Here is a 26097-nt window from a genome sequence, read left to right on the forward strand (position 1 = left end):
TCAACAGCAAACGCGCAGGAGCGCCGCGGATTTACAGGTCCAACGGCGTTTCCGCATCTTTCTCTGAGTCAGAGCCCTTCAAGCTCGGCCATCAGATCTTCGAGCCGGTCGAATTTCTGCTCGTCGGCCTCCGGCCCGCCGAGCCCCTCAAGATGTCGGGCCAGATCCTGAACGGTGTTGAATTCGAACATCGCCCGTAGCGGCACGTTGCGCTTGAGCAATTGCTGGGCGCGAGTCACCACTTGGGTGGCGAGCAACGAATGCCCGCCCAGCTCGAAGAAACCGTCGGTGATACCTACTCGTTCGAGCTTCAACACCTCGGCCCAGATTTCGGCCAACTGCCGCTCCAGTTCGGTCTGTGGCGCGACGTAAACCTGCCGAAGCAGCTCGACGTCCGGTGCCGGCAACGCCTTGCGGTCCAGCTTGCCGTTCGGGGTCCGGGGCATGGCGTCCAGCAACACGAGATGGGTCGGAACCATGTAGTCCGGCAAGGACTGTTTCAGGTGCGCTTTAAGCTGATCCCGAACGAGTTGCGAATCATGCTCGGACAGGATCGCGCTTCCGAGGCATACATAAGCGACCAGTTGGCCGTCCAGCGCCGTCACGACGCTGTCCTGAACCCCGGAGTGCCTGAGCAAGGCTGCTTCGATTTCGCCCAGCTCGATCCGATAGCCACGAATCTTGACCTGATAATCCGTGCGCCCCACGTACTCCACCACCCCGTCGGCGCGACGCCGCGCCAGGTCGCCGGTGCGATACAGGCGCTCGCCGGGGGCTCCGAACGGATCGGGCACGAAGACCGGCACCGAGCGACGCGGGTCGCCCACGTAGCCACGCCCTACCCCGGTCCCGGCTACGCAGAGTTCGCCCACTGCGCCAATCGGCACCAGTTCCAGCGAGTCGTCCAGCACATACAAGCGGTTGTTGTCGGTGGGTGTGCCAATGGGCAGGTAGGCGCCGTGGGTGGACGCTGGGTCGACCCGGAAGAACGCCACATCGTCGGAACACTCTGCCGGGCCGTAGGCATTGACCAGCCCGACTCGCGGATAGCGTTCAAGCCACTGGCGGGCAAGCTCGGGCGGCATCGCCTCGCCGGTCGGCAGCATCCAGCGCAGTCCGTCCAGACTGGCAGTGTCCTCGGCCAGCAGTCCGGTGATCAGCGAAGGCACGCTTTCCAGCACCGTGATGCCCTGCTCGCGGACATGATCAAGCAGTGCGCGCGGATCGCGAGCGATGTCGTTGGGGACGATGTCCACCCGCGCGCCGAACAGCGGCGCGGCGAGGAACTGCCAGACGGAAATGTCGAAGCTCTGCGACGCGGTCTGGGCGATGACGTCCTGCTCGGTCAGGTCCAGATACGGCACTTTGCTCAGCTGGTTGTTGAGCATGCCGCGCTGCTCGACCATCACGCCCTTGGGCTGCCCGGTGGAGCCGGAGGTGAAGATCACGTAGGCCAGGTTGTCCGGCGCACTGTAGCGCTGCGGATTGTCATCGCCATGCTCACCCCGCTGAACGTCCTCCCAGACCAACAGTTGCGGCCGCACCGCCATGTCGATCGATGCCAGCAGTTTTTCGGCCTGGGCGAGACAGGCAATCTCGCAGACCAGCACCGGCGCCCGGCTCTGGACGATCACCCCGCTGAGCCGTGCATCGGGCAGCGCCGGGTCCAGCGGCAGGTAACCGGCACCGGCCTTGAAGGCGCCAACGATCATGCCCAACAGGTCGAGCCCGCGTTCGGCCAGGAGCGCGACCGGCTGATCGAAGCCCACGCCTGCGTCGATCAGCGCATGGCCCAGACGATTGGCGGCCTTGTTCAGTTCGGCATAGCTGCAACGACTCGTCTGGCAAGTCGCAACGATACGCTGCGGATGGGCTGCCACCTGTGCCTCGAACTGCTCCACGTAGCTGGTGTGCAGCGGATAGTCCCGGGCGCTACGGTTGCAGTCTTCGGTCAGGAACCGGCGCTCGTCGGCGTCCAGCAGCGGCAGCTCGGCCATCTCGCCCTGGAAGCCGTCCACCAGCGCCAGCAGCAGGCGCTTGAACTCACCCAGCATGCGCTGCACGGTGCTCTCGTCAAAATATCGCTGATCGTAGGACAGGTGCAGACCCAGCTCGTCTCCGGGGTAGCAGACCGCCGTCAGCGGATAGTTGGTGTGGGTGCGGCCCGAATCCGAGGTGGCATTGAGGCTTTGCGCGCGATCCAGTACCGACAGTTCCACCGGCGCGTTCTCGAACACGAACAGGCTGTCGAACAAAGGTGTGCCCTTGGGCACTTCGCTGTGTTCCTGAATGCTCACCAGCGGCAGGTACTCGTACTCGCGCAGTTCCATATTGCTTTCCAGCAGGCGGGTCAGCCACTGGCGAACGCTGCAACGCTGGTCATCGCCGGGCGGCGCAATGCGCAGGGCAATGGTGTTGATGAACAGGCCGACCGTGCGCTGCATGTCCGGCATGTCCACCGGACGGCCGGCGACGGTCACGCCGAACACCACGTCCTTGTCACCGCTCAGGCGGCGCAGGGTCAGCGCCCATGCCGCCTGGGCGAAGGTATTGACGGTCAACTGGTGCTGCTGCGCCAGCTCGCGCAGGCGCGTGCCGTCTTCAGGGTTCAGACGGGTATGGCAGTCGCCGACCAGCATGCCGCCGCTGTCACCGGCGTGTTCGCGCAGGAACGGCCGGTCGCTGGGAATCGGCGTCGGGCGCTCGAAACCCCGCAGGTTGTGCCGCCACCAGTCGCGGGCCTCGTTCAAGCCGCGATGTTGCAGCCAGGCAATGTAGTCGCGGTAGCGCGGCGCCGGCGCGAGTCGCGCTTCGCGCCCTTCGCCCATGGCCATATAGATATCGAAGAAATCGTTCATCAGCAGCGAGCGGCACCAGGCATCGATCAGGATGTGGTGATTGCTCATCATGAACCAGTAGCGCGCTTCGGCCACGCGGATCAGTCGCAGATGAAACGGCGGCTGCGTCAGCAGTTCGAAGCCGGCTTCGCGCTCGCGCTTGAGCAGCGCCTGAAGCTGCGGTTCCTGCTGCTCCGGCGCCACGTCGCGCCAGTCCAGGTAGTCGAACGAGGTGCCACCCGGCTTGTGGATCACTTGCAGCATGGTCGCACCGATATCCCAGCAAAAGGACGCACGCAAGGCTTCGTGACGGGCGATGACCGCCTGCCAGGCCGCGGCGAAGCGCTGCGGGTCCAGATCACTGTCGATGCGGTAGCGGTCCTGCATGTAGTACAGACCAGTGCCGGGCTCCAGCAGGGTATGCAGCAACATGCCCTCCTGCATCGGGGTCAGCGGGTAAACGTCATCGATCTGCGCGGCGGGCACCGGCAGGCTGTCCAGCTGCGTCTGGTCGAGACCGGCCAGCGGGAAATCCGATGGCGTCAGGCCGCCGTTGCCGTCCGCCAGGCAATGTTCGATCAGGCTCTGCAACTGGACGATATAGGCCTGGGCCAGTTCGTCGATGGCGCTGGAATCATGGCGCTCGGCGCTGAAGGTGAAGCGCAGCACCAGCTCGCCGCCGTAGACCTGGCCGTCGATGCTCAGCTCATTGGGCAGCGGCGCCCGCGGGTCGTGGGCCTCCCCCGCTAACTCCTCCAGCGGATGGAACAGCGCGTCCTGACCGAAACTCTGGTCAAACTGGCCCAGGTAGTTGAAGGTCACCGGCGCCGCCGGCAGCGCCTGCATCGCGGCGCGACTGGACGCGTCGGCCAGATAACGCAGCACGCCGTAGCCAAGCCCTTTGTGCGGTACCTGACGCAATTGCTCCTTGATGGCTTTGATGGACGCGCCAGCGTCGGACAGATCGAGCGCCGGCGTCAGACGCAACGGATAGGCGCTGGTGAACCAGCCGACGCTGCGCGTCAGGTCGATCTCTTCGAATAGCGTCTCGCGACCATGCCCTTCCAGCTGAATTAGCGCCGATGGCTGTCCGCTCCAGCGGCATAGGACCTGCGCCAGGGCCGTGAGCAGCAAATCGTTGACTTGCGTGCGGTACGCGGAGGGTGCGACTTGCAACAGTTGCTGAGTAAGGGTGGTATTAAGTCGCACGCTCAGGGTCTTGGCATGCCGATGCTCACGACCGCCCTCATGCCGGACGCCCCGCAGCACGGCCTCGGGGCCTTGCAGCTGGCGCTGCCACCAGCCGAGCTCTTCGCGCAGCGATTCGCTGCCGGCATAGGCCTGCAAGCGCGCCGCCCAGTCGCGCAGTGCGCTGGTCTTGGCCGGCAAGGCCGGCTTCTGGCCGTTGCACAGCTGTCGATAGACCGCTTGCAGATCCTCCAGCAGCACACGCCATGACACGCCGTCGATCACCAGATGATGAACGACGATCAGCAGCCGGCGGGCTTCCTGCGGCCCGCTGACAAGCAAAGCGCGCAGCAACGGCCCGTGCTCCAGCGCCAGACTTTGCTGCGCTTCGGTATAGAGCGCCGCGCATTCGTCCATGTGCGCAACGGTGGCTTGCGCGAGCACGCTCGTCTGGTCGACGTCCCGGAAATGTGCCTGCCATCCGCCTTCGTGCATGCCGAAGCTCAGGCGCAACGCGTCGTGATGCTCGAGCACCGCGTGCAACGCCTGCTCCAGGCACGCCGCGTCGAGAGGCTCGGCAGGTTCCAAGACCACCGCCTGATTCCAGTGATGTCGCCGAGGCACTTCAGTTTCGAAGAACCAGTGCTGAATCGGCGTCAGCGCCGAGTCGCCTTCGAGCAGGCCCTGTTCCACCCGGACCTGCTCGGTGGTCGTCGCCACCGCCGCCAGGGCTCGCACGGTCTGATGCTGGAACAGGTCGCGCGGCGTGAAATGGATGCCGGCCTGTCGCGCCCGGCTTACGACCTGGATCGACAGGATCGAATCACCGCCCAGCTCGAAGAAGTTGTCGTCGACGCCAGGGTTCTCGACGTTGAGGACCGCGCTCCAGATCGCGGCCAGCGTCTGCTCCAGCGCGCCGCTCGGTGCCGCGTACTGCTCGCGGTTAAGGTCCGGCGCCGGCAGCGCACGGCGGTCCAGCTTGCCATTGCTGGTCAGTGGCATGCTGTCGAGCAGGATCAGGTGCGCAGGGACCATGTACTCAGGCAATTGCGACGCCAGGCGTGCCTTGATCGACTCGCGCAGCGCCGTGGCATCGCAAGAATCGGTGACCAGCCAGGCCGCCAGCTGTTTGCCCGAAGGCGCGTCCAGCGCCAGGACCACGGCTTCGCGAACCGCCTCGTGCTCCAGCAAGCGGGTTTCGATTTCTCCCAGCTCGATGCGGAAACCACGGATCTTGACCTGATGGTCGATCCTGCCCAGATACTCGACCTGCCCATCCGCGCCTTGGCGAACCAGATCGCCGGTGCGATACAGGCGGCCCCCGTCGGCAGCGAACGGATCGGGCACGAAGCGCTCGGCGGTCAGCCCGGGGCGCTGGTGATAACCCTGAGCCAGTCCCGGCCCACCTACATGCAGTTCGCCCCCGGTGCCCTGCGGCAACAGCGTGAGGTCGGCGTCCAGCACATAGGCACGGCGGGCACCCACGACGCGGCCGATCGGCACACTGGCTTCGCCCTGCTCCAGGCGTTGAGGCGCCAGACTCGCCAGCGGCATGACCACGGTTTCGGTCGGCCCGTAGGCGTTGAAAAACGCTTCGGGCCGGAAGGCTTCGCGGATGCGCTGCAGATGCTCGCCGGTCAGCGCTTCGCCGCCGGTGATGCACATGCGCACCGGCAGGGTTCGCGCCTGGCTGGCCAGCCACTGCGCCAGCTGGCTGCCGTAACCGGGGGTGAAGCCGAGCACGTTGACCTGCTGTTCACGGATCAGCTCGCATATCTGTTCAGCATCCCATTGTCCTTGGGCACGCAGCACGACACGCGCGCCGGCCAGCAACGGCACCAGCAGACGTTCGGTGGCGGCGTCGAAGTTGATCGAATAAAAGTGCAGCTCGCAGTCGTCAGGGCGCATGTCGAAACGCCGGATCACTGCCTGGCAGTGCATGGCGATTTCGCCGTGGGACACCACCACGCCCTTGGGTTTGCCGGTGGAGCCGGAGGTATAGATCAGATACGCCTGATACTGCGGCAAGGTCATCACCCCCGGTTCCTCGGCCGGATAGTTCGACAGCGCCAAGGCGTCGTCTTCCACGCACCAGCGACCGACGCCTTGCGGCAACTCGCCCAGCGCATCGAGCAAGCTGGCGTGACTGAGCAGCAGCGCGATGCCGCTGTCCTCGATCATGTAGCGCAGACGTTCGAGCGGGTACTCCGGGTCCAGCGGCACATAGGCGCCGCCGGCCTTGAGGATCCCCAGCAGGCCGACCACCATGTCCAGCGAGCGCTCCAGCGCCAGCCCCACGCGCACCTGCGGGCCGACGCCGCGTTCGCGCAGCATCCAGGCCAGACGATTGGCGCGCTGGTCCAGTTCGGTGTAGCTGAGTGTCTGCCCTGCGAAGGTCAGGGCCGGCGCCTGCCCGCGCAGTCGTGCCTGCTCGGCGAACAGGCCATGGATCGTCTGGTCGAGCCGGTGAATGCCCGGTTCCTCGCCCAGGCTTTCCAGCAGCGCTTGACGCTCTTGCGCCTGCAATAGCGGCAGTTCGCTCAGAGCGCGGTCCGGCTCGACCAGCAGCGCTTCGAGCAGATTCAGCCAGTGCTGCGCCATCCGGGCAATGCGTGGCTCGTCGAACAAGTCGCGGCTGTAGGTCAGGCAGCAACCGAGCCGGTGATCCAGTTCAGTCACTTCCAGGTTGAGGTCGAACTTGGTGGCTCGGGCATCGTTGACCAGATAATCGACGGTCATGCCCGCCAGCGTCCGGCTTTGCTGGAATTCCCAGCGCTGCACGTTGCACATCACCTGGAACAGCGGGTTGTAGGCCGCGCTGCGCGGCGGCTGCAAGGCCTCGACCAACTGATCGAACGGCAAGTCCTGGTGCGACTGCCCTTCGATAACGGTGTGCCGCACCTGCTCCAGCAACTGTGCGACGCTCATCTGACCATCGAGCCGCACGCGCAGCACCTGGGTGTTGAGAAACGCGCCGATCAGCCCTTCGCTTTCCGGGCGGATGCGGTTGGCGACCGGCGCGCCGATGCGCAGGTCTGTCTGGCCACTGTACCGATACAGCAAGGTCGCCAGCGTGGCGGTCATGGTCATGAACAGGGTCAGCCCGTTGCGGCTGTTGAACGCACGCACTCGGGCGGCCAGTTCCGGGCTCAGGTCGAAGCGGTACAGCCCGCCTTCGTGGGACTGCACCGGCGGACGCGGCCGGTCGGCCGGCAACTCCAGCAGCGGATGCTCGTCACCCAACTGAGCGGTCCAGTAATCCAGCTGGCGCTGGCGCTCCCCGGCTTCCATCCATTGTCGCTGCCAGACGCTGTAATCGAGATACTGCACGGCCAGAGGTTCGAGCGGCGAAGGCCGGCCCGCCACGAAGGCTTCGTAAAGCAGGCCCAGTTCGCGGGCGAAAATATCCATCGCCCAGCCTTCGGTGACGATGTGGTGCAGGGTCAGGACGAAATAGTGTTCCTGCTCTTCGGTGCGCACCAGACAGGCGCGCAGCAAAGGACCGGTTTCCAGATCAAAGGGGCGATGCGCCTCGCTGTCGGCCAGCGCATGCAGCCGCTGTTCGCGCACCTCGGGGGCAAGCGCGCTGAAATCCTGCCATTCGATACGCAGGTCGCTGTGCTCGCGGACCTGCTGGCAGGCGACGCCGTCGATGCTGGGGAACACCGTGCGCAGGGTTTCGTGACGTTGGATCACCGCCTGCAACGCAGCTTCGAATGCTTCGATGTGCAACTCGCCCCGCAGGCGCGCCATGCCGCCGACGTTATAAGCCGGGCTGTCGGGCTCCATCTGCCAGAGAAACCACATGCGCTGCTGCGAATAGGACAGCGGCACCGGCAGGCTGCGGTCGATCCGCTCGATGGGTTGCTGACCGCCGCCGAGGCCCGACGCATGAATCTTCTCGACCTCAGCGACGAACGCGCCCAGCTCGCTGGCTTCGAACAACACCCGTAACGGCAGGTCCAGATCACAGGCCTGCCGCACCCGGGAGACGATGCGGGTCGCCAACAGCGAGTGGCCGCCCAGCTCGAAGAAGTCGTCGTGCAGGCCGACCCGCGGCACGCCCAGCACGTCGCGCCAGATCGCCGCGATCTGCTGCTGCAAGGCGCTGTGCGGCTCGACATGTTCACGGTGCCGCCAGACCGGCTCGGGCAGCGCCCGGCGATCCAGTTTGCCGCTGGGCCCCAGTGGCATGTTGTCGAGGCGTACCAGTTGCGCGGGGACCATGTATTCCGGCAGTTCGCGGGTCAGCGCGGCCTTGATCTCTTCGCTGTGCCCGGTTGTGGCGGAGTGCGCCGCGGTCGTCGTGTAATAGCCGATCAATTGCGGCCCGGCCACAGTGTCACGTACCACCACCGCCGCTTGCGCCACGTCCGGCTGCGCCAGCAGGCAGGCTTCGATTTCCTGGGGCTCGACCCGGAAGCCGCGCACTTTGACTTGCTGGTCGAGTCGACCCAGATATTCCAGCGTGCCGTCGGCTGCCCAGCGCACCCGGTCTCCGGTCCGGTACAGACGGGCTCCCGGCTCACCTGCGGGATCGGCGACGAAGCGCTCGGCGCTCAGGCCCGGCCGCCCCAGATAACCACGCGCCAGGCCAATGCCGCCGATGCACAGCTCGCCCGCCACGCCCCGTGGCACGACATTCAGGCCGGCGTCCAGCACCCGGCACAGCACGTTGCTCAACGGGCGGCCGATCGGCGAGCGCTCGCCGTCCGTGACTGCGCATTGCCAGTGGGTCACGTTGATCGCCGTTTCGGTGGGGCCGTAGCGATTGTGCAGCCGTACTTGCGGCAGTTGTTGAAGCACCCGGTCACGCAGGGCTGCGGGCAGAGCCTCACCGCCCGAGAACACTCGACGCAGACTGGTGCACCCGGCCGCCAGAGGTTCGTCGATGAACACTTGCAACAGAGGCGGCACGAAATGCAGCGTGGTCACCCCGTGATCCTGAACCAGCTGCGCGATACGCCGCGGGTCCCGGTGCTCGCCCGGTCCGGCCAGCACCAGCCGGCAGCCGGTGATCAACGGCCAGAAGCACTCCCACACCGACACGTCGAAACTGATCGGTGCCTTCTGCATCAGTACATCGGACTGATCGAGCGCATAAGTGGCCTGCATCCATTGCAAGCGTTCGGCCAGCGCGGCGTGGGTATTGCCGACGCCCTTGGGCTGCCCGGTGGAACCGGAGGTGTAGATGACATAGGCGAGGTTGTCGCCCTGCAGATGCAGACCGGGCGCGCTGCTCGGCCAGCCATCCAGATTAAGGGTATCCATGGCGATGACGCTGACGCCTTCGACGGCGGGCAGATGGCCGAGCAGCGCACTCTGGGTCAGCAGCAATTCGGCGCCACTGTCGGCGAGCATGAACGCCAGGCGTTCGCGGGGATAGTCCGGGTCGAGCGGGACGTAGGCACCCCCGGCCTTGAGAATCGCCAGCAGACCGACCAGCAATTGCGGCGAACGCTGCGCGGCGATCGCCACCGGAACATCGGGGCCTACGCCCTTGTCGCGCAGATAGTGCGCGAGTCGGTTGGCGCGAGCATGCAGGCCGGCGTAGTCAAGGCTGCCCTCCTCCCAGACCAGCGCGGTCAGGTGCGGGCTTTGTCGCGCCTGATGATCGAGCAGCTCCGGCAGCCAGACACGGGCCGGCGCGCAGGCGGCCGAGCCCCATTGCGCCTGTTCGGCCAGCTCGCCGGTTTCCAGCAAGCGGACGTCGCCCAGTACGGTTTCCGGCCGACGGCAGACCTGTGTCAGCAGGTTCACGTAGTGCCGGGCCAGACGCACGATGCTGTCCCGTTCGAACAGTTCGTCGGCGTAATCGAACGACAACCCGATCCGCCCGTTGCGATCCTCTTCGGTGTGCAGTTGCAGGTCGAACTTGGCCTCACGGCTGTGCCAGGGCAGCTCGTCGGCCAACAGGCCGGGCAGCCGGCGCAGTGCGCTGTGGTCTCGCTGCTGGTGGTTGAACATGATCTGGAACAGGCCCTGCTCGCGCGCCTCGGGAAAGGCCTCGACGAGTCGGTCGAACGGCAGGTCCTGATGGGCCTGGGCATCCAGCGCGGTCTGACGGGCTTGCGCCAGCAGCTCGGTGAACGGCTGGCGCGAATCGATTTCAGCCTTGAGCACCAGCGTGTTGATGAAAAAGCCCACCAGCCCCCCGGTTTCGCTGCGCGGCCGGTTCGCGCCGGGCACGCCGATGCGGATGTCGCGCTGGCCGCTGTAGCGATGCAGCAGCCCCTGAAAACCGGCCAGCAGCAGCATGAACGGCGTCGACTGCCATGCCTGGGCCGCGCCGCGTATGGCGGCGCTCAGTTCAGCGTCCAGACGCAGACTGTAGCGTGAAGCACTGTGCTGTCGGGCCGACCCGCGCCCATGGTCGGTGGCCAGAGACAGTACAGGATGCTCGTCGCCGAGCTGTCGTTTCCAGTAATCGAGCTGGCGCTCGGCTTCGCCTTGCGCCAGCCACTGGCGTTGCCACTGGCCGTAGTCGGCATAGCGCACCGGCAGCGGCGCCAGATCGACGGGCTGCTGCTGGACGGCGGCGGCATACAGGCGAGCGAACTCGTCGAGGAGAATATTCAGTGACCAGCCATCGGCGATGATGTGGTGCAGGGTCACCAGCAACTGGTGCTCCTGCTCGTCCAGACGCGCCAGCGCGACGCGCAGCAGCGGGCCTTTTTGCAGATCGAACGGCAGGCGCGCCTGTTTTTCGCGTAATTCCAGCGCACGCGCCTGACGCTGCTCCTGTGGCAGGTCCGAAAGGTCATGCAGCTCCAGGTTCAGCGGCGCGGGGGCGTCGATGTGCTGGAGCGCCACCCCGTCACGCTCCTCGAAACGGGTGCGCAGCGACGCGTGGCGCTCGATCAGTTGCTGGAAAGCGGCGCGCAGGGCGGACTCATCCAGCTCGCCACGCAGGTGCAGGCCGCCCGGAATGTTGTAGGCGCAACTCTGCGGGTCCATCTGCCAGAGGAACCACAAGCGGTTCTGCGCCAGCGACTGAGGCAGATCCCGATCCCCCGCGAGTCGCTCGATGCCGGAGGTTCTTTCACCGCTCGCCACCAGCTGTTCCAGGCGTGCCACGAAGGCCGCCAGCGTCGGCGCTTCGAACAGCACGCGCAGGTTCAACTCGATACCAAGCGCATCTTTCAGACTGGCGACCACTTGAGTCGCGGCGATGGAATTGCCGCCAAGCAGGAAGAAGTGATCGTCCGCCGCCACCTGCTCTACATCAAGAAACTCGCGCCACACCTGCGCCACCCGCGCCTGCAATCCGCTGCCCGACGGCTCTGGCGTCTGACTGCCGCCGGCCTCGCTGTCCGGAAACACCGCGTAAGCGTCCAGGCTGCCGTCGGCCAGCCGGGAGCGGCATGCCGAGCGCTGCAGTTTGCCGCTGGAGGTCTTGGGCAGCGCGCCTGGATTGAGCAAGACCACCACGCTCGGCGCCTCCTGGAAGGCTTCGGCGACGGCCTGGCGAATCGCGTCGATCAAACTGGCGGCCGGCAGGATCTTCTGCACGCTGCGCCCGACTTCGGCGGCGATACCGATGCCCTCGCCGCCATCGTGGGCAACCGCGAACGCGGCCACTCGCCCCTTGCGGACCACATCGACTTCCCGCTCCACCACCTTCTCGATGTCCTGCGGATAGAGGTTCTGACCACGCAGGATCAGCATGTCCTTGAGTCGCCCGGTGATGTACAGCTCGCCATGGCGCTGAAAACCCAGATCGCCGGTGCGCAGCCAGGTATGGCCCTGATGCTCGATAAAAGTCCTGGCGCTGGCCTCGGGGTTGCGCCAGTAGCCTTTGGCAATGCTCGGGCCGCAGGCCCAGACCTCGCCGACCCGGTTGTCTCCCAGCACTTCGAGGCTGTGCGGGTCGGCGATCAGCACGGCGTGGCCTGGCTGGGCGGTGCCGCAGCTCATGACCGGACTGCCCTGCCCCGGCTCGACGAGGTTACGTCCCAAGGCCTGCTCGTCCAGGCGCAACGAGGGGATGCCCTTGCCACGCCGGCCGCCGGCGACGAACAGCGTGGCCTCGGCCAGACCATAGGAGGCGAAGAAACAGTCCGGCGTGAAGCCGCAGCTGGCGAACTTCTCGGCGAAGCTGTCGAGGCTGTCCTGACGGATCGGCTCGGAGCCGGAATACGCCACTCGCCAATGGCTCAGGTCGAGACGTTCCAGCGCGGAGTCGCTGACGCGTGACGCGCAGAGCTGATAGGCGAAGTCCGGTCCGCCGCTGATGGTGCCGCGATAACGGCTGATCGCTTCGAGCCAGCGCAGCGGCCGGGTCAGAAAATAAGCCGGCGCCATCAGCACGCAAGGCACGCCGCTGAAGATCGGCTGCAGCAACCCGCCGATCAGCCCCATGTCATGGTAGAGCGGCAGCCAGCTGACGATGACGTCATCGGGATTGAGGTCGATGCCGAACCCGCGACGAATGAGCAGTTCGTTGGCAACCAGATTGCCGTGGGTCACCTGCACGCCCTTGGGCAGCGCGGTGGACCCGGAGGTGTATTGCAGAAAGGCAATGTCGTCGCCGTGCAGCGCCGGACCTTGCCAGCCCTCGCCCAGCGTCTCGTCCAGCTCGTCGACACAAAGCAGCGGCGGCGTTTCCGTGCCCTCCGGATCGTCCAGCTCCAGCAAGGCCTCCCGCAACCCGGACGCGGTCAGCAGCAGGCGCGGTTCGGCGTCTGCGACGATCGACAGCAAGCGCTCCTGATGATGCCGGCGGTTGGACTCCGGCGGGTAGGCCGGGACTGCGATCACTCCGGCATAGAGGCAGGCGAAGAATGCGGCGACGTAGTCCGGGCCGCTGTGGAACAGCAGGATCGCCCGGTCGCCGGGTTCGGCCCGCTGCTGCAAGGCCGCCGCGATGACTCGCGCGCGCCGGTCCAGATCACGGTAGGTCAGCACCTGCCCCTCGTCGTTTTCCTCGGTGAGGAACCGCAGCGCCAGGTGCGCCGGGGTCTGCGCGGCGCGTCGTTGCAGCGCATCGGCCAGAGTGAGGGGAAGTTCAAACGCATCCATGATGAGGTTCCTGCTGTATTCGGCTTGCCAGATGAAGTCTGGGGTTCTAAAGCATCAGGCCCTTGCCGGGCCGTTCGGGCGCGGCGTCAGCTGGCGGCCTGGACAGGCTCGCGGTTCACTCGGTTGCGCCAGCGGATCAGATGCTGTTCGACGTAGCGACGCAGTTGGCGCAGCAATGGCGCCTGCTGCTCGACGAGGTAGAAGTGATGCCCCTCGAACATGTCCAGCGAGAAGCCGCTGCTGGTTTCCTCCTGCCAGTCCAGAAGCTGCTCGACCGTCACACTGTCCTGTTTACCGCCGAACACATGCACGGGCACGTCCAGCGGCTGGCGTCCGCCATGGACGAAACTGCCGCAGAGCAGGAAATCGGCCCGCAGGATCGGCAGCATCAGCTGCATGAGCTCGGCGTTGGCCAGCACGCTCTCGCTGGTGCCCTGCAATTCACGCAGGCGCTCGCGCAACTGCTCGTCGGTCTTTTCGACGGCGTAGTCGCTGACATCCCGGCGTGCAGGGCCAGCGGTCCCGGAGACGAACAACGCCAAGGGCGCGGGCAGCCCGCGGGCCTGCAGCGCATGGGCGAGTTCGAACACCAGCAGACCGCCCAGGCTGTGGCCGAACAAGGCATAAGGCGCGTCGGTCTCGGCGGCGATTTCATCAGCCAAGTGGCTGGCGAGCGACGCCATGTGGGTCTGCAACGGCTCGTTCATGCGCATGCCCCGGCCCGGCAGTTCGAGCGGCCGAACCCGCAGCCAGTCCGGCAGCGCTCGGCGCCACGGGCTGTAGCACATGGCGCTGGCGCCTGAGTAAGGGAGACAGAACAGGTTCAGGTTCGCCGACGGGTTCATAGCAGGCCTCGTTGCGGTGAGGCGCCGGTTCCGGCACGGCGATGCGGGCAATCGTGACCCATGATGTCCTCCTGATAAATGCGTGCAGCCTCGGCCGCGTGTCACCAGTGAGAACGGATGTCACCTGGAAATAATTAGTCGCATTTGCCGACGTACGCACGTCCGGAGTGCATGAATCAGCGCGCTGCCCTGCAAAGATGCAGTGATTGATCTTCGCATTTGACAATAATTATCATTACGACTAATTTATCGGCCCATCGGAGGGCGCGGCCGAACCGCTCGCGCTTCACTCATGGCTTCGTAGCAAGGTGAATTCAATGACGGATCAAGCATTCACAAAAACCTGCGACTCGCCTCTGCTGCAGGCGTTCGTCGATAACTATCTGCTGCTGGTCAAGATCGCCGCGCGCATCGTCGGTTGCCGGTCACGCGCCGAGGACGTGGTGCAGGACGCATTCTTCCGGCTGCGCTCGGCCCCTCAGGTCACGCTGTCGTTCAAGGCGCAGCTCAGCTACCTGTTCCAGATCGTGCGAAACCTGGCGATCGATCACTATCGCAAGCAGGCGCTGGAGCAGAAATACACCGGGCCTGAGGCCGAAGGGCTGAACGTGGTGATTCAGGGCGCGTCGCCGGAAGCCTCGCACATCAATTTCGCAAGCCTTGAGCAGATTGCCGATGCGCTGGCCGAACTGCCCGCGCGGACACGCTATGCCTTCGAGATGTATCGCCTGCACGGCGTGCCGCAGAAGGATATCGCCAAGGAACTGGGCGTTTCCCCGACGCTGGTCAACTTCATGATTCGCGACGCGCTGGTCCATTGCCGAAAGGTCAGCGCGACACAGGGTTGACCGGTTCGCTCACTTGATGAGGATGACCGGCACTGAAACGCCGTGCACTACACGGGTCGCGACTGAGCCCAGCAACAGTCCGCCGAAGTTGCCCAGCCCGCGGGTGCCCATGACCACGGTGTCGCAGCCCAGCTTGGTCACCGCCGCTGCGACCTGCTCGGCGACATTGCCCAGGTCGACGTGGGACTGGAAGTTGACGCCGGCCGCCGAAAGCCGCTCGACCGCCTTGGCCAGCACCCGGTTGGCTTCGTTGTACAGACCGGCCTGGACGCCTTCGATCATGTCGGGCGCCAGGTAGTCGCTGTAGACGATAGGGTTAGGCTGCACGTTGAAGATATGGACCTCAGGCGGCTCGGCAAGCTTGCCCGCCAGGCCGATCACATAATCCAGCGCCCGCCGTGAATGTTCCGAACCGTCGAAAGGAACCAGAACCTTGTGCATGACTGCTCTCCTTGAAGGGTATGCATTCAACATAGCCCCCAGCAAAGTCGTCAGCCACTGTCCCAGACGGCTTGTTTGACCCAGCTCAAGAAGAGCCCAGACATTCAGCGCTCGCCGAGAAAAGCCTGCGCCTGATCAAGGATCTGCAACGGGTTTTCGGCCTTGTGAATGTCTACCGACAAGAGCTGGCGGAAACGCCGCGCGCCGGGGAACCCCAACCCCAGGCCCAGCACGTGGCGGGTGATGTGATGCATGGTGCCGCCGCTCTGCACATGCGCCGCGATGTACGGGCGCAAGGCCTCGATGACTTCGGCGCGCCCCATGATCGGGGTGGCGGCACCGAACAGCTCGCGATCCACCTCGGCCAGCAGATAAGGATTGTGATAAGCCTCGCGACCCAGCATCACGCCGTCGAAGGTCTGAAGATGGGTCTTGCAGTCTTCCAGGGTCTTGATACCGCCATTGAGGACGATCTCCAGCGCCGGAAAATCAGCTTTCAACCGCGCCACCACGTCGTAACGCAGCGGCGGAATGTCACGGTTTTCCTTGGGCGACAGGCCTTCCAGAATCGCGATGCGCGCATGCACTGTAAAACTGTCGCACCCTGCTTCGTGCACGGTGCCGACGAAATCGCACAACTGCTCGTAACTGTCACGACCGTTGATGCCGATACGATGTTTGACCGTAACCGGGATGCTGACCGCATCGTTCATCGCCTTGACGCAATCGGCCACCAGTTGGGGATGCCCCATCAGGCAGGCGCCGATCATGTTGTTCTGCACCCGGTCGCTGGGACAGCCGACGTTCAGATTGACCTCGTCGTAACCCGCGTCCTGCGCCATGCGCGCACAGGCCGCAAGGTCCGCCGGATTGCTGCCGCCCAGCTGCAGCGCCAGCGGGTGCTCGGCTTCGTCATAGCGCAGGAAGCGCTCGCGATCCCCATGAATCAGCGCGCCGGTCGTGACCATCTCGGTATACAGCAGCGCATTTTTCGACAGCAGGCGCATGAAGAACCGGCAATGGCGATCGGTCCAGTCCATCATCGGCGCAACAGAAAACCTCCTGACTACCGGATTTGCTGGGGTTACGAGGTTTTCTGCGGTTTCCGCGTGCATTTACGTTTTACTCATTCTCTATTGTTTACTCCCGTTTTCGCCTATTCTCCGTCGCTCCTTGCTGAAATTCAGCAAATCGTTCGGAGGTTTCAGCAAAATGGGTTCTATCTCTGTCCGCAAGCGCCAGGACGGCAGCACGGCGTACCATGCCCAGATCAGGATCATGCGGAAGGGCAAAACAGTTTATCAGGAAACCCAAACCTTCGACCGTAAGACCGCCGCGCAGAACTGGATCAAGAAGCGCGAAACGGAAATGTCAGAGCCGGGCGCTATTGATAAGGCGAACCGGCAGGGCACCACAGTCAAAACGATGATCACGCGCTACCTGGACGAATACGAAAAGCTTCGGCCGCTGGGCAAGACCAAGCGCGCCACACTCACCGCCATCGGCGAGACCTGGCTCGGCAAGCTGGAAGACCGCGAGATCACCAGCCAGAAGCTGGTCGAGTACGCGCTCGACCGGATGGAATCGGCCGGCATCCAGCCGCAGACCGTGGGTAATGATCTGGCGCACCTCGGCGCGGTGCTGGCCGTCGCCCGCCCTGCGTGGGGTTATGAAATCGACCCGATGGCAATGCCCGACGCGCGCAAGGTGCTGAAGAAGATGGGCGCCGTCACGCGCAGCCGGGAAAGGGAGCGCCGCCCTACCCTGGGCGAGCTGCAGCGGATTCTCACCTACTTCGAGGAAATGCGGGACCGCCGAAAGCAACAGATCGACATGGTACGGGTGACGCTGTTCGCGCTGTTCTCCACTCGTCGACAGGAAGAGATCACGCGGATCCACTGGAACACCCTGGATGAATCGCGCCAGGCAGCGCTGATCACCGATATGAAGAACCCCGGCCAGAAATTCGGCAACGACATCTGGTGCCATATGCCGGATGAAGCGTGGCGGATTCTCCAGTCGATGCCGAAAGTGGCGGACGAGGTATTCCCGTACAACTCGCGGTCAATCTCGGCGTCCTTCACACGGGCGTGCAAATTCCTGGAGATCGATGACCTGCATTTCCATGACCTTCGCCATGATGGGGTGAGTCGATTGTTCGAAATGGGGTGGGATATCCCGAAAGTGGCCTCTGTTTCCGGCCACCGGGATTGGAACTCGATGAGGCGCTATACGCACCTGAGGGGAAACGGCGACCCCTATAAAGGGTGGCCGTGGGTGGAAAGGGTTATCAATGGGCCGGTGATTCGCTGACCGCCCGTCTTCCGGTTGTTGCTGGGACGCGCCCCGGAGCTATTACTTACAGGGCTGGGCTCCCTAGATGATCGCTCTCTACCCAGCTGGCCGGTCCGGCGCGTCCCTCGCCTGGCCGGCCATCTATTTCACGATCCAGGCCTTGCCGTTGGCGATCCGCACCTGGCCTGGCTCGTCCGGTTCCTTCTGCTGGGTGAACAGGCCGATATCCCATGCCTCTTCCTGCTCCGTCAGCCCCCATTCCTTGCCGGATTCGGCCAGCTCGAGCATGTCCTGGAGCTGGTCAGAACTGATCTCGCGCCGCCGGTGCATCGCATAGGCCATGTCGCACAGATCTGCGCAGCGCCCGTAGGGGTTGATGGCGAACTCGTTGTCTTTCTTGAACTCGCGAATCCATTCTTCCGGATATCCCTGCATGACGGCGCTCTGCGAAAACTGTACGTAGATACAGTATTCTGCTGTCGAGATCGGTCATCTGGCAATCGGCCCCGGACGGGATGCACTGAGCGCTTCGTAGGCTTTCTCACATGTGAGGCCAGCTATTCGACTTGCATCAGCAGCTGCCGCCAGCTCTCCCGCTCTCTCGTCAGCCCGGCGGCGCAGGTCGGCGAGCACAGTGGTGAGGTCTCGGATTGTCTGGCTTCCCTCGGCAACTCGGGAATCGCAGGTTCGGCGACCGGCCAGCAGCTTGTCGACTTGCTGCTGCAGGCTGTCAGCAGTAGAAGCGGCCAGAGCAGCATCAGCCGCCGCAGCTTTGATTTGATCTTGAGCATCGTTTCTCACCTGGTTGATTTCACGCTGGCGGCGCTGTTCCTCCGCGCGGGCTGCGTTGGCTGCCTCGGTCATTGCTGCCTCAACCGCAGACACGTACCGGACGTGATCGGCCCGGACGGCGGCCAGTTCCAGCGTCTGGTAGACCAGCGCACCGGCGAGCAGCACGATCAACAGCACGATCGCCCAGACCCACAGCGGCACGGCCTTGAACAGCGCTGTCATGCGAACGTCCCGCCGGCGGCGTCATAGAACGCCAGCAGCCGCTCCGCCTTGTGGGGGTTCTGGCCGTAGTCGTTACCGGGGAAGCTGGCCCAGATGTTGGAGCACTTGCGGATGGCGTCGGTGATCCGGCCAGCCTTGATGTCCTCCAGCGCCCGGCGCTCGCGGATCTGTTGCAGCGCGATCCGGTCCTGGTTCTCTGGGGTGTAACCGCCTTGCAGGCGCATGCTCACCCGGTACGCATCCCAATAGCGCTCGAGCAACTGGTACCGTCCGGCCGCCGTACTGGTGACCGGCTTGCCATTGATGGGAAAGGTCAGGCGCTGGCGCGGGTGATCCTGATAACCGTGGAACAGTCCGCCGCCGTACAGGACGTTGTACCCGTCGTCGCTCCCCTTCACGGTCGAGGTGCCTTCCGATTGGGCGATCATGTCCAGGAAGGCGAGCACGTTCGCGCCGCCGGCCATCTGTGCGGAAATTCTGGGCATTGCTTTTCTCCAGGCAAAAAAATACCCGCTCGATGGCGGGGTTCTTTGTTCGGTTAATTCAGGCCGGCATGGCGGGCCAGTCGATGGTAGTCGAGTACCCTGGCTGATCGGGCAATCGGTTCAGCGCAACTCGGTATTTTTTCCATGCCTTGAGCATGGCCACGTCAGCGTCGGTCGCATCATCGATATCCACGGCATCCTGCAATGGCGCGATAGCCGCGTCTGCGAGTGCGCGAAGTCTCGCAGTCTCCGCGACGACAGCGGCCAGCGCTTGCGCCGCGGCTGCCTGTTCTTTCATTTCCTTGGTGATCAATTGTGACCAGTCGATGTTACTCATCAGATGCTACCTCTTCGGCTGGGTCAGCGACTTCTTCGTTGTATCGCCCGGGCGGCAGCGGTGCCGGGAAAACGACAGGTCCATCCGGTAAGTTGACCAGATCGACGGGGAATGCTTGTTCTGGGCTGTAATTGGAAGGCAGCGGGAGAATCAGCGTCAGGCTAAGTTCACCGCCTATGTTGTCGACCTGACCAAAGAACCAGATTGATTGAATCGCACCAGCGGGAAGCGTGTCGCCATCCCTCATTCTTGAGAAATTAAATTCCTCGCCGTTTACTATTAGGATCGACCCAGAGCGGACCACTGAAAGGGTGTCGTCCCGTCGCTGTGGTGATAATTTGATAATCATTATTTCCACCTCCCTATTGCCAAGTAATCCACAGCGACTTGCTGGATCGGACGAGAGACTTGTGTGAACACAATCCCGTTGGGCCAACTGGTTGTGGACAGTAAAAGAGATGCTGCCCCAGCAAACCACGCCTCTCCCGTTTCCAATGTCGCGGTGATATTTATGGTTGGGGCTGCAATGAAGGCAGCAGGGAAGGCCTTTTCTCCCTCGGCCCCACCCCAGAATAAGGCGCCCGACGCCTGATTGAGTGTTTTAACGGTCCTTTCTTTCCTGCGGCAGATTTGTGTGCCATCAGCAAACTTTATGTAAGTGCCATTTGTATTTGTTGCGGTTTCAATAATAGCGCCAGAGGCTACCAGCCCTACTATATCCGCCACTGCCGCAGAGCCGAGGCCTAGACCTGATCTCGCAGTCGCTTGGGTATTGCCGCCAGTGCCGCCCGAACCGACCTGGATAGGGCTAGAGACCGCAATGGCCTGAACCGTCAGAAGTCCGTCATACGAATAGGTCATCGTCGGGCCGGTAGCGGTGTTGTTACCGTTCACTGACCTCCAGGTGAATCCGCCTGCGCCAGTGCCTCGGTTGCAAACGAAGTTGCCCGCACCATTCGGGGCTACCTCGCCGTTCCAGCTCATGTACATGCCCTGCGTGGTTACTTCTGGGCCGTATGGAGACGCTACCCCAAGACTATTGAAGATCGCCTTACCGTCTGGCCTGCCAGTGCCACCTTTGGCAATTGGGAGAATGCTTTCGGTTGCGGCGGCACCAAGGCCCAGCGAGGCACGAATACCGGCTTGCGTTCCAGTCGTACCAAGAACCGCCAGTACGGACCCGAACTGATTGACCAGCGAACGCAGCGCGTCAGCCGAGTCCTTCACGTAGCCCTGCATCGGCGCCAGTGCGTAGCTGCCGGCGCTGGCCGTGGCACCCTGATAAGCAGGGGAAATGGAAAGCACTGTGTCGCTGGCAACGTTGACGATTTCGTACCAGCGGCCGTCCGGTCCGCGAAAGGCATCGCCGACCCGCGTGTTGGCTGCGAATTGAGTGTTGGCACCTGTGACGGTGGCCGAATTGAGGACGACAGAGACCGTCCCTGACTTATACCAGCTCATGGATTTAATCCTTGGAAGAGTTTGTTATCAGATCGCCTACGCGACAATTTTTGCGAACACGGCGGGCAGCATGAAAGCTATTGGGTTGCTCAGGGCGCTTGTCGTGAACCAGAGCTCCGAGCGGGCAAAGTCGAATGTTATGCCGCAAGTTCTACCAACGTTGTCGCCCGCGAGCATTCTCATGGTCGCGTTATTGATCATCAGGTATTCGTCTGTTGATGGATTAAAAGGCGATGAGTACCAGTTCGTATAGAAACCTTGAGCGCCCTGAGTGGACATTACATATGTCCAGTTCTGAAAAAACCTTGAGAAAACTGCAGAGGTGGTCCCGCTATCGAAAATCAGGGTTCCTGAACCATCCCATAGCCTGAATCCGTAATGAGCTTTCGGAGAGGCCATAAAACCCCCAATGAAGTACTTCCCGGCAGGGCTATACCCTGTTTGCCCGATTACCGTGAAGGATGTCCAGTTCCCAGGCGTCCCGCCAAGCGAGCATCCGATGACAACCGTGGCGTTATTGTTGTCCGGCCTGACGAATATCAATGGCGGCTCTTGAGTGGCGATGGGCGCAGGAAATGTGACAGTTACGCTCTGACCCGAACCTGAATACCTTCCGGACACCAGTACGCTTAATCGGGCATACTCGGAGTCAATTGACACCACTCCTGAGTCGTTTATCGCAGCAAAACCGTAGGACGGCATCAGTACCACCTCATAACAATCAGTCTCATAGTGCTACGCGAGATATTGGGGCTGTCGAAACCGTTGATGAAATTCCGTACAAGGACGACCCCATCAGTCATTTCCGTTTCAAGTTGTCTATCGAGATCAGATGACGGGCCTATCGGAAGGGTCATCGCAACCGCGTTTGCCTTGTTGCATCCAGGTACGGAGAACTGTTGCGTAATCTTTTGCTGAACTCCAGAAAATGAAACGACCGTTGAAAGAACAATTCTCCATGTAGACGTATCAGTATTGAATTGGAGCTCACCGTTTTCTCCCCATATCCTTACTCCGTAACTCATACGTCAAGATTCCCCCACTGGTAGCGTTTCAGGCCATTTGCATCGAAAACCTTGCCGCCGTATCCGTTGATGGTTTGGCGGCCACCCCCGCCCAGCGGCGAGTTGATCTCAAACGTTCCATCAAAGAACAGCTTCCAGCCCTGCTGGCCGGGAACATAATTGTTCGACTGGATGTAATTGCCGATCTTCGCGTTGGTGATCGTGCCATCCTGGATGAAGGCCGAGTTGATGAAGACCTGGCCGTTCTGCACCGCAAACGGCACAGCGATCGCGCCGCCAGCCATGGAGCTGACCACCGCGAACCGATCTGCGCTCACCAGGAACTGACTCTGCAGGCCACCGGGGCCATTCTCGATGCCAAGCCCGATGCCGGCAGCTACATACTGACCATTGGCGTTGACCTGCATCTTCACCGACCACATCGTGTTCAGCTTGCCCGCCGTATCCGCGTAGGCCGTGGCCGTCTGCTGGATAGCTGCAGTGTTTTGCTGAATGGCAGATGAGTTTTGCTGGGTGACATCGTTCGTGCTGGCGACCGAAGCCGTGAGCTGCTGAATGGACGTCGCGGTCGAGGACTGGTTGGTGGTGACTACCTGGCGCAAGTCAGTCACCTGAGCCGCGTTGCTGTTGACCGTTGCGGTCAGCTGCGTGATCGTCCGCGCGGTGGCCTCATTCTGGGTGGCTCTGACCTTCGACTCGGTGACGATGCTGGCCGTGCTGTCCCATCCTTTGAGCGCATCAGCCAGCTCGCCCTCACCGTCATCCTCGCGATACGCAGCGCGCAGCGCCTGCATGGCCGAGGCCTGGGCGGTGACGAGACCGTTCAGTTCGGTCAGCTCAGTGGTGTGCGTCTCCACTTGCTGGGCCAGGCCATTGGCCGTCTCTAGCATATCGCCGACGTCCTCCCAGTAGGCGGCGTTCGGCGGCGGCGTGTTGGCTGGCACATCCTGCTGCGCCTGATAAATGCGCCCGTCGACCACCACCATCTGCCCCTTGGTGTAGGCGCCGTCAGGATTGTAGGCCTTGAGCCCATCCAGCGCGGCAATTTGCTCCTGCAGCACGTCGATCAGATTGATCTTGTCCTGCAGGTCCTGACCAAGTTCGGATTCGCCAACCTGGCCAGCAATCAGCTCAAGGATTGGCGCGGCATCGGATCCGGACTGCCCCATGACGCCAGAGCCGACCGGATACCACGGACCGATGTTGCCGGTCCGGTCGACCAGTCGCGCCCAGAAGAAGAACCGTACGCCAGCCAGCAGGCCCTGCATCACGTACTCGGACTGTGGGTAGGCCAGGTCGCTAAGCTTGGTGGCCGACTCCAACGAAGTATTCGGGCTGTACCAGATCTCGGTGCGCTGTGTGTCCTCCGCGCCAGGTGGGAAAGTCCAGTTCAGCCTGATACCGAAGATCAGCGACGAAGCGGTGAGGCTTGTCACTGCCGGCGGCAAGCCTTCCTTGCCCTTCAACTGCGTCAGGTTCGACGTGCGCCAGTTCGAGGAGATGTCGAAGGCGCTGACGGCTCGAACGCGCGCCAGGTAACCACCCGCGTAGATACCGGTCACATCGACGCTGGTCGCGCCGGTGCGCTGCACCTTGATCCAGTTGCCGTTGTCCTTACGCCACTCCACGTCGTAGGCGACGGCTCCGCTTACGGCAGGCCAGCTGATCGTCATGGTGGTGACGGCCAGGCCCTGAGCAATGGCGGTGGTCGAAGTCAGCGATACGCTGGCAGGCGCAGCAACGACAGTGATCGGAATGACGCTGATCGGGCGCTCTTCGAGGCGCGCACCGGTGTCGATGTAGGCGAATTTGCTCGGCTCATACTGCAGCGCCGTGATTTCATAGTTGCCATCTGTGTCGCGGCGCCTGGTCAGAACCCGGTAGAGAGGGATTGCCAAATCATCAGCGTCCAACGCCCATTGGAGCTGCGGCATTGGCGTTTCGCTGTAGGCGGTCGTCAGAGTGATCGAGCGGCCATTCACCGAGTCGACTGTGCGCCCTTCGGCCCTGCCGCCTGGAAGGTTGAGAATCAGTCGGTCGCCCGGTTTCGCCTGGGTCTCACGGTCCAGCGTCACGACTCTACCCGCAGCAGACGCGATCCGACCGCCCACCTCCCGGCCCGCCAGCAGCGTGTCGGCAACTGGAATGATGTGGCCTGGCAGCGGAATGACGCCTTCCATGCCGGTTTTGAACGTGACGGTACGATCGAGATTGTTGCTCAGCACCACCCACTTGCCACGGCGCTGGGCCTCCGACGCCCGGGTGCAGCCGATCGCGCTCAGCTCGGTGGGCCTGTCTCCGAACCGGCGTTGCATGTCCAGGTCGGCGAAAGGGATGACGTCGGTATCGTAGTTGTTGTCCGGGTTGTCGTAGCTGACCAGCGCACGGGTGTAGCGGGTCTTCGCCGAAGCGCTGCCGTAGCTGAACTTGCCGTCGATCACATTGGCGCGGGTGAAGACGTAGTCAAAGTCCTGCGCACGAGGCATATCCGCCTGCATCACCAGCTGGCCCTGAGCCCAATAGGTCATGCCGCGATAGATACCCGCGATGTCACGCAGCAGAGACCAAGCTTCGGCCTTGCCTTGCAGATTCATATCGCACAAGAAGCGAGGCTCCTGGCCGCCGGCACCGTTGGGCACCAACTGGTCGCAGTATTGCGCGATCCGGTACAGCTCCCACTTGTCGACCATGAACGACTTGATGCGTTTGCCCAGCCCGAACCGGTCTTCAGTGCAGATGCCGTACGTGACCCAGGCGGGGTTGTTGGTCCACGCCTGCTTCATGGTGCCGTCCCACACCCCGGAGTAGGTTCGGTTGACCGGGTCGTAATTGCTCGGCACCTGCCATTTGCGGGCCTTGCACTTTACGGTCACGGCGGGGATGTTGGTGAACTGCTCGGCGTCGAACTCGATATAGAGCAATGCGGTATTTGGGTAGCGCAGCTTCGCGTCAATGACTTCCGTCAGGCCGGCCACCAGCATGGTGTCGGCGATTCGGTTGGTGTTCTGGTTCGGCGTCAGACGGCGGACGCGGATCTGCCAGCCCGTAGTTGCTGCTGGCAGGTCGATTCGGCGCGAGCGCTCGTAGCGGGTGGTGGTCTTGCCATCGACCGCTTCGGACAGCACCTGCTGGTAGGCGCCGCCGTCGGTTGCAACGTCGATTGCATACTCGATCCGGTAACCGCTGACGTTGCCCTCGTTGTCCTGCTTCTGGAGCGCGGGCCAGGCCAGGCGCACGCGCACCGCGGAAAGCTGGGTGTTGGTTACCGAGCGAACCCATGCCGCATCACTGCGCAACTCAACGTTCACGGTCGTCTCGTTGTCCACGGAGGGAATGCCAGGGATGTAGGTCTGGTCGACCGACCCGGTGCGCCACTCCCACTTCACGTTCGGGAAGTTGACGTTGCCGCTGGCGTCCTGAATCGGCGTGTTGTCCAGGTAGATGTCTGCCGCCGTTGGCGTGCCTTCGAATTCCCCCTCGCCTACTGCGATCAGTAGCTTGGCAAGGTTAGTGGAGCGCAGGCTATCGGTCGCTTCAGACGGAGCTTTCGGACTGCTGCTGCCGCCCTTCTCACCATGGATGTCGAGTTTCAGTGCAGCGCCCATGCTTTTCTCCAGGCAATAAAAAACCGCCCGAAGGCGGTCGCGTATTCGTTTTTTCAGATCAGGTTTTGTCTTCGGCGTAGATCGATGCGGAAATAATCGCACCGCCCCAGCGGCGCTCGCCTATGCAGATCGGCACCGGGTTGCCGCTGGCCGTGGTGTTCTTGGCACTGCCAAAGGCGTAGGACGGCATGTTCTCGGGTGAGGCGCTCTGGCTCAGTCCACCTGCTTGCGGGCTGAGCATCTGGATGACGCCACCTGCGACCAGAGCGATGCCGACACCTGCGGTCGGCGCTCCGAAAAAACTGGCGGCGATCAAGACAATGCCCAATATGGTCTGCAAGATCCCGCCGCGCTTGCTGCCATTGATGACGGGCACGACGCGGACTTCCCGCGACCCGCCGCGGGCGAAATCGGCCTCGGCGACATTTTTTCGGTTGCGAAAGATCGCAAAGCGCATGCCGAGCCCGTCGAGCCGGCGGATTTCCTCGGCGAACCCCGCAAGCGTCGCCTTGAGGGCTTTGAACACTTCCCACGTCTGTCCTGAGTCGACCTGCCTGCGGTGGACGCGACCGAACTTTTGAGCCAGGGACCCAGAAAGCAGGATGGTGGTCATCTGGGGGTGAACGGTTGCTGCCATGTTTCCTCCAGGCAATAAAAAACCGCCCGAAGGCGGCGACACGAACGTAGGTCGTACG

General features: G+C 63.0%; 15 protein-coding genes. 2 read left to right on the forward strand and 13 right to left on the reverse strand.

Translation table 11 applies throughout. From position 1 onward, the window contains the following. Positions 1-68 precede the first annotated feature (68 nt). Positions 69-13046, reverse strand: a complete 12978-nt coding sequence (locus TRP66_RS02770; RefSeq protein ID WP_333399787.1) for a non-ribosomal peptide synthetase — start codon at positions 13044-13046, stop codon at positions 69-71. A gap of 86 nt (positions 13047-13132) precedes the next feature. Then, positions 13133-13891 (reverse strand): thioesterase II family protein, encoded by a 759-nt coding sequence (locus TRP66_RS02775; RefSeq protein WP_333399788.1) that lies wholly within the window; start codon positions 13889-13891, stop codon positions 13133-13135. A gap of 317 nt (positions 13892-14208) precedes the next feature. Here TRP66_RS02775 and TRP66_RS02780 point away from each other — a divergent pair, with 317 nt between their 5' ends. Further along, positions 14209-14739: an RNA polymerase factor sigma-70 gene (locus TRP66_RS02780; RefSeq protein WP_333399789.1), complete on the forward strand. Its 531-nt coding sequence runs from the start codon at positions 14209-14211 to the stop codon at positions 14737-14739. 9 nt (positions 14740-14748) lie between these two features. Here TRP66_RS02780 and TRP66_RS02785 read toward each other — a convergent pair whose 3' ends face one another. Together TRP66_RS02785 and dusA are read right to left on the reverse strand one after the other, a co-directional pair. Next, positions 14749-15180, reverse strand: coding sequence for a universal stress protein (locus tag TRP66_RS02785; RefSeq protein ID WP_333399790.1), 432 nt, complete (start codon positions 15178-15180; stop codon positions 14749-14751). A 104-nt stretch (positions 15181-15284) separates the two neighbouring features. Beyond that, the gene (gene dusA, locus TRP66_RS02790; RefSeq protein ID WP_333399791.1) at positions 15285-16295 is read right to left on the reverse strand and encodes a tRNA dihydrouridine(20/20a) synthase DusA; all 1011 of its coding nucleotides are present in this window, start codon (positions 16293-16295) and stop codon (positions 15285-15287) included. Positions 16296-16392: 97 nt separating this feature from the next. On the opposite strand from dusA, the gene TRP66_RS02795 reads away from it, so the two are divergent. After that, entirely contained in the window at positions 16393-17493 is a 1101-nt protein-coding gene (locus tag TRP66_RS02795) for a tyrosine-type recombinase/integrase (protein ID WP_333399792.1), read from the forward strand. 123 nt (positions 17494-17616) lie between these two features. On the opposite strand, the gene TRP66_RS02800 is transcribed toward TRP66_RS02795, so the two are convergent. The 9 genes from TRP66_RS02800 to TRP66_RS02840 form a co-directional block, all read right to left on the reverse strand. Further along, the gene (locus TRP66_RS02800) at positions 17617-17910 is read right to left on the reverse strand and encodes a hypothetical protein (protein ID WP_333399793.1); all 294 of its coding nucleotides are present in this window, start codon (positions 17908-17910) and stop codon (positions 17617-17619) included. 54 nt (positions 17911-17964) lie between these two features. Beyond that, the gene (locus TRP66_RS02805; RefSeq protein ID WP_333399794.1) at positions 17965-18489 is read right to left on the reverse strand and encodes a DUF2514 family protein; all 525 of its coding nucleotides are present in this window, start codon (positions 18487-18489) and stop codon (positions 17965-17967) included. Further along, positions 18486-18974, reverse strand: a complete 489-nt coding sequence (locus TRP66_RS02810) for a glycoside hydrolase family 24 protein (protein WP_333399795.1) — start codon at positions 18972-18974, stop codon at positions 18486-18488. Before TRP66_RS02810 ends, TRP66_RS02805 begins: the two co-directional genes overlap by 4 nt. A 58-nt stretch (positions 18975-19032) precedes the next feature. Beyond that, a complete protein-coding gene (locus TRP66_RS02815) occupies positions 19033-19311 on the reverse strand; it encodes a tail fiber assembly protein (protein ID WP_333399796.1) in 279 nt (92 codons plus the stop codon). Beyond that, the gene (locus TRP66_RS02820; protein WP_333399797.1) at positions 19304-19660 is read right to left on the reverse strand and encodes a hypothetical protein; all 357 of its coding nucleotides are present in this window, start codon (positions 19658-19660) and stop codon (positions 19304-19306) included. Before TRP66_RS02820 ends, TRP66_RS02815 begins: the two co-directional genes overlap by 8 nt. After that, positions 19660-20772, reverse strand: a complete 1113-nt coding sequence (locus tag TRP66_RS02825; RefSeq protein ID WP_333399798.1) for a phage tail protein — start codon at positions 20770-20772, stop codon at positions 19660-19662. The genes TRP66_RS02820 and TRP66_RS02825 overlap by 1 nt, the downstream gene beginning before the upstream one ends. A 36-nt stretch (positions 20773-20808) precedes the next feature. After that, positions 20809-21474: a hypothetical protein gene (locus tag TRP66_RS02830; RefSeq protein WP_333399799.1), complete on the reverse strand. Its 666-nt coding sequence runs from the start codon at positions 21472-21474 to the stop codon at positions 20809-20811. Positions 21475-21793: 319 nt separating this feature from the next. Continuing rightward, positions 21794-25402: a phage tail protein gene (locus TRP66_RS02835; protein ID WP_333399800.1), complete on the reverse strand. Its 3609-nt coding sequence runs from the start codon at positions 25400-25402 to the stop codon at positions 21794-21796. A gap of 58 nt (positions 25403-25460) precedes the next feature. Then, the gene (locus TRP66_RS02840) at positions 25461-26039 is read right to left on the reverse strand and encodes a tail assembly protein (RefSeq protein ID WP_333399801.1); all 579 of its coding nucleotides are present in this window, start codon (positions 26037-26039) and stop codon (positions 25461-25463) included. Positions 26040-26097 lie beyond the last annotated feature (58 nt).

The organism is Pseudomonas sp. JDS28PS106, assembly GCF_036706555.1.
In the GTDB taxonomy this organism is placed as follows: domain Bacteria; phylum Pseudomonadota; class Gammaproteobacteria; order Pseudomonadales; family Pseudomonadaceae; genus Aquipseudomonas.

What these genes read in the sequence shown, in the direction of transcription:
- TRP66_RS02770 (WP_333399787.1), bottom strand. Translation starts at nt 13,046, where the DNA reads ATGGATGCGTTTGAACTTCCCCTCACTCTGGCCGATGCGCTGCAACGA.
- TRP66_RS02775 (WP_333399788.1), bottom strand. Translation starts at nt 13,891, where the DNA reads ATGAACCCGTCGGCGAACCTGAACCTGTTCTGTCTCCCTTACTCAGGC.
- TRP66_RS02780 (WP_333399789.1), top strand. Translation starts at nt 14,209, where the DNA reads ATGACGGATCAAGCATTCACAAAAACCTGCGACTCGCCTCTGCTGCAG.
- TRP66_RS02785 (WP_333399790.1), bottom strand. Translation starts at nt 15,180, where the DNA reads ATGCACAAGGTTCTGGTTCCTTTCGACGGTTCGGAACATTCACGGCGG.
- dusA (WP_333399791.1), bottom strand. Translation starts at nt 16,295, where the DNA reads ATGCACGCGGAAACCGCAGAAAACCTCGTAACCCCAGCAAATCCGGTA.
- TRP66_RS02795 (WP_333399792.1), top strand. Translation starts at nt 16,393, where the DNA reads ATGGGTTCTATCTCTGTCCGCAAGCGCCAGGACGGCAGCACGGCGTAC.
- TRP66_RS02800 (WP_333399793.1), bottom strand. Translation starts at nt 17,910, where the DNA reads ATGCAGGGATATCCGGAAGAATGGATTCGCGAGTTCAAGAAAGACAAC.
- TRP66_RS02805 (WP_333399794.1), bottom strand. Translation starts at nt 18,489, where the DNA reads ATGACAGCGCTGTTCAAGGCCGTGCCGCTGTGGGTCTGGGCGATCGTG.
- TRP66_RS02810 (WP_333399795.1), bottom strand. Translation starts at nt 18,974, where the DNA reads ATGCCCAGAATTTCCGCACAGATGGCCGGCGGCGCGAACGTGCTCGCC.
- TRP66_RS02815 (WP_333399796.1), bottom strand. Translation starts at nt 19,311, where the DNA reads ATGAGTAACATCGACTGGTCACAATTGATCACCAAGGAAATGAAAGAA.
- TRP66_RS02820 (WP_333399797.1), bottom strand. Translation starts at nt 19,660, where the DNA reads ATGATTATCAAATTATCACCACAGCGACGGGACGACACCCTTTCAGTG.
- TRP66_RS02825 (WP_333399798.1), bottom strand. Translation starts at nt 20,772, where the DNA reads ATGAGCTGGTATAAGTCAGGGACGGTCTCTGTCGTCCTCAATTCGGCC.
- TRP66_RS02830 (WP_333399799.1), bottom strand. Translation starts at nt 21,474, where the DNA reads ATGCCGTCCTACGGTTTTGCTGCGATAAACGACTCAGGAGTGGTGTCA.
- TRP66_RS02835 (WP_333399800.1), bottom strand. Translation starts at nt 25,402, where the DNA reads ATGGGCGCTGCACTGAAACTCGACATCCATGGTGAGAAGGGCGGCAGC.
- TRP66_RS02840 (WP_333399801.1), bottom strand. Translation starts at nt 26,039, where the DNA reads ATGGCAGCAACCGTTCACCCCCAGATGACCACCATCCTGCTTTCTGGG.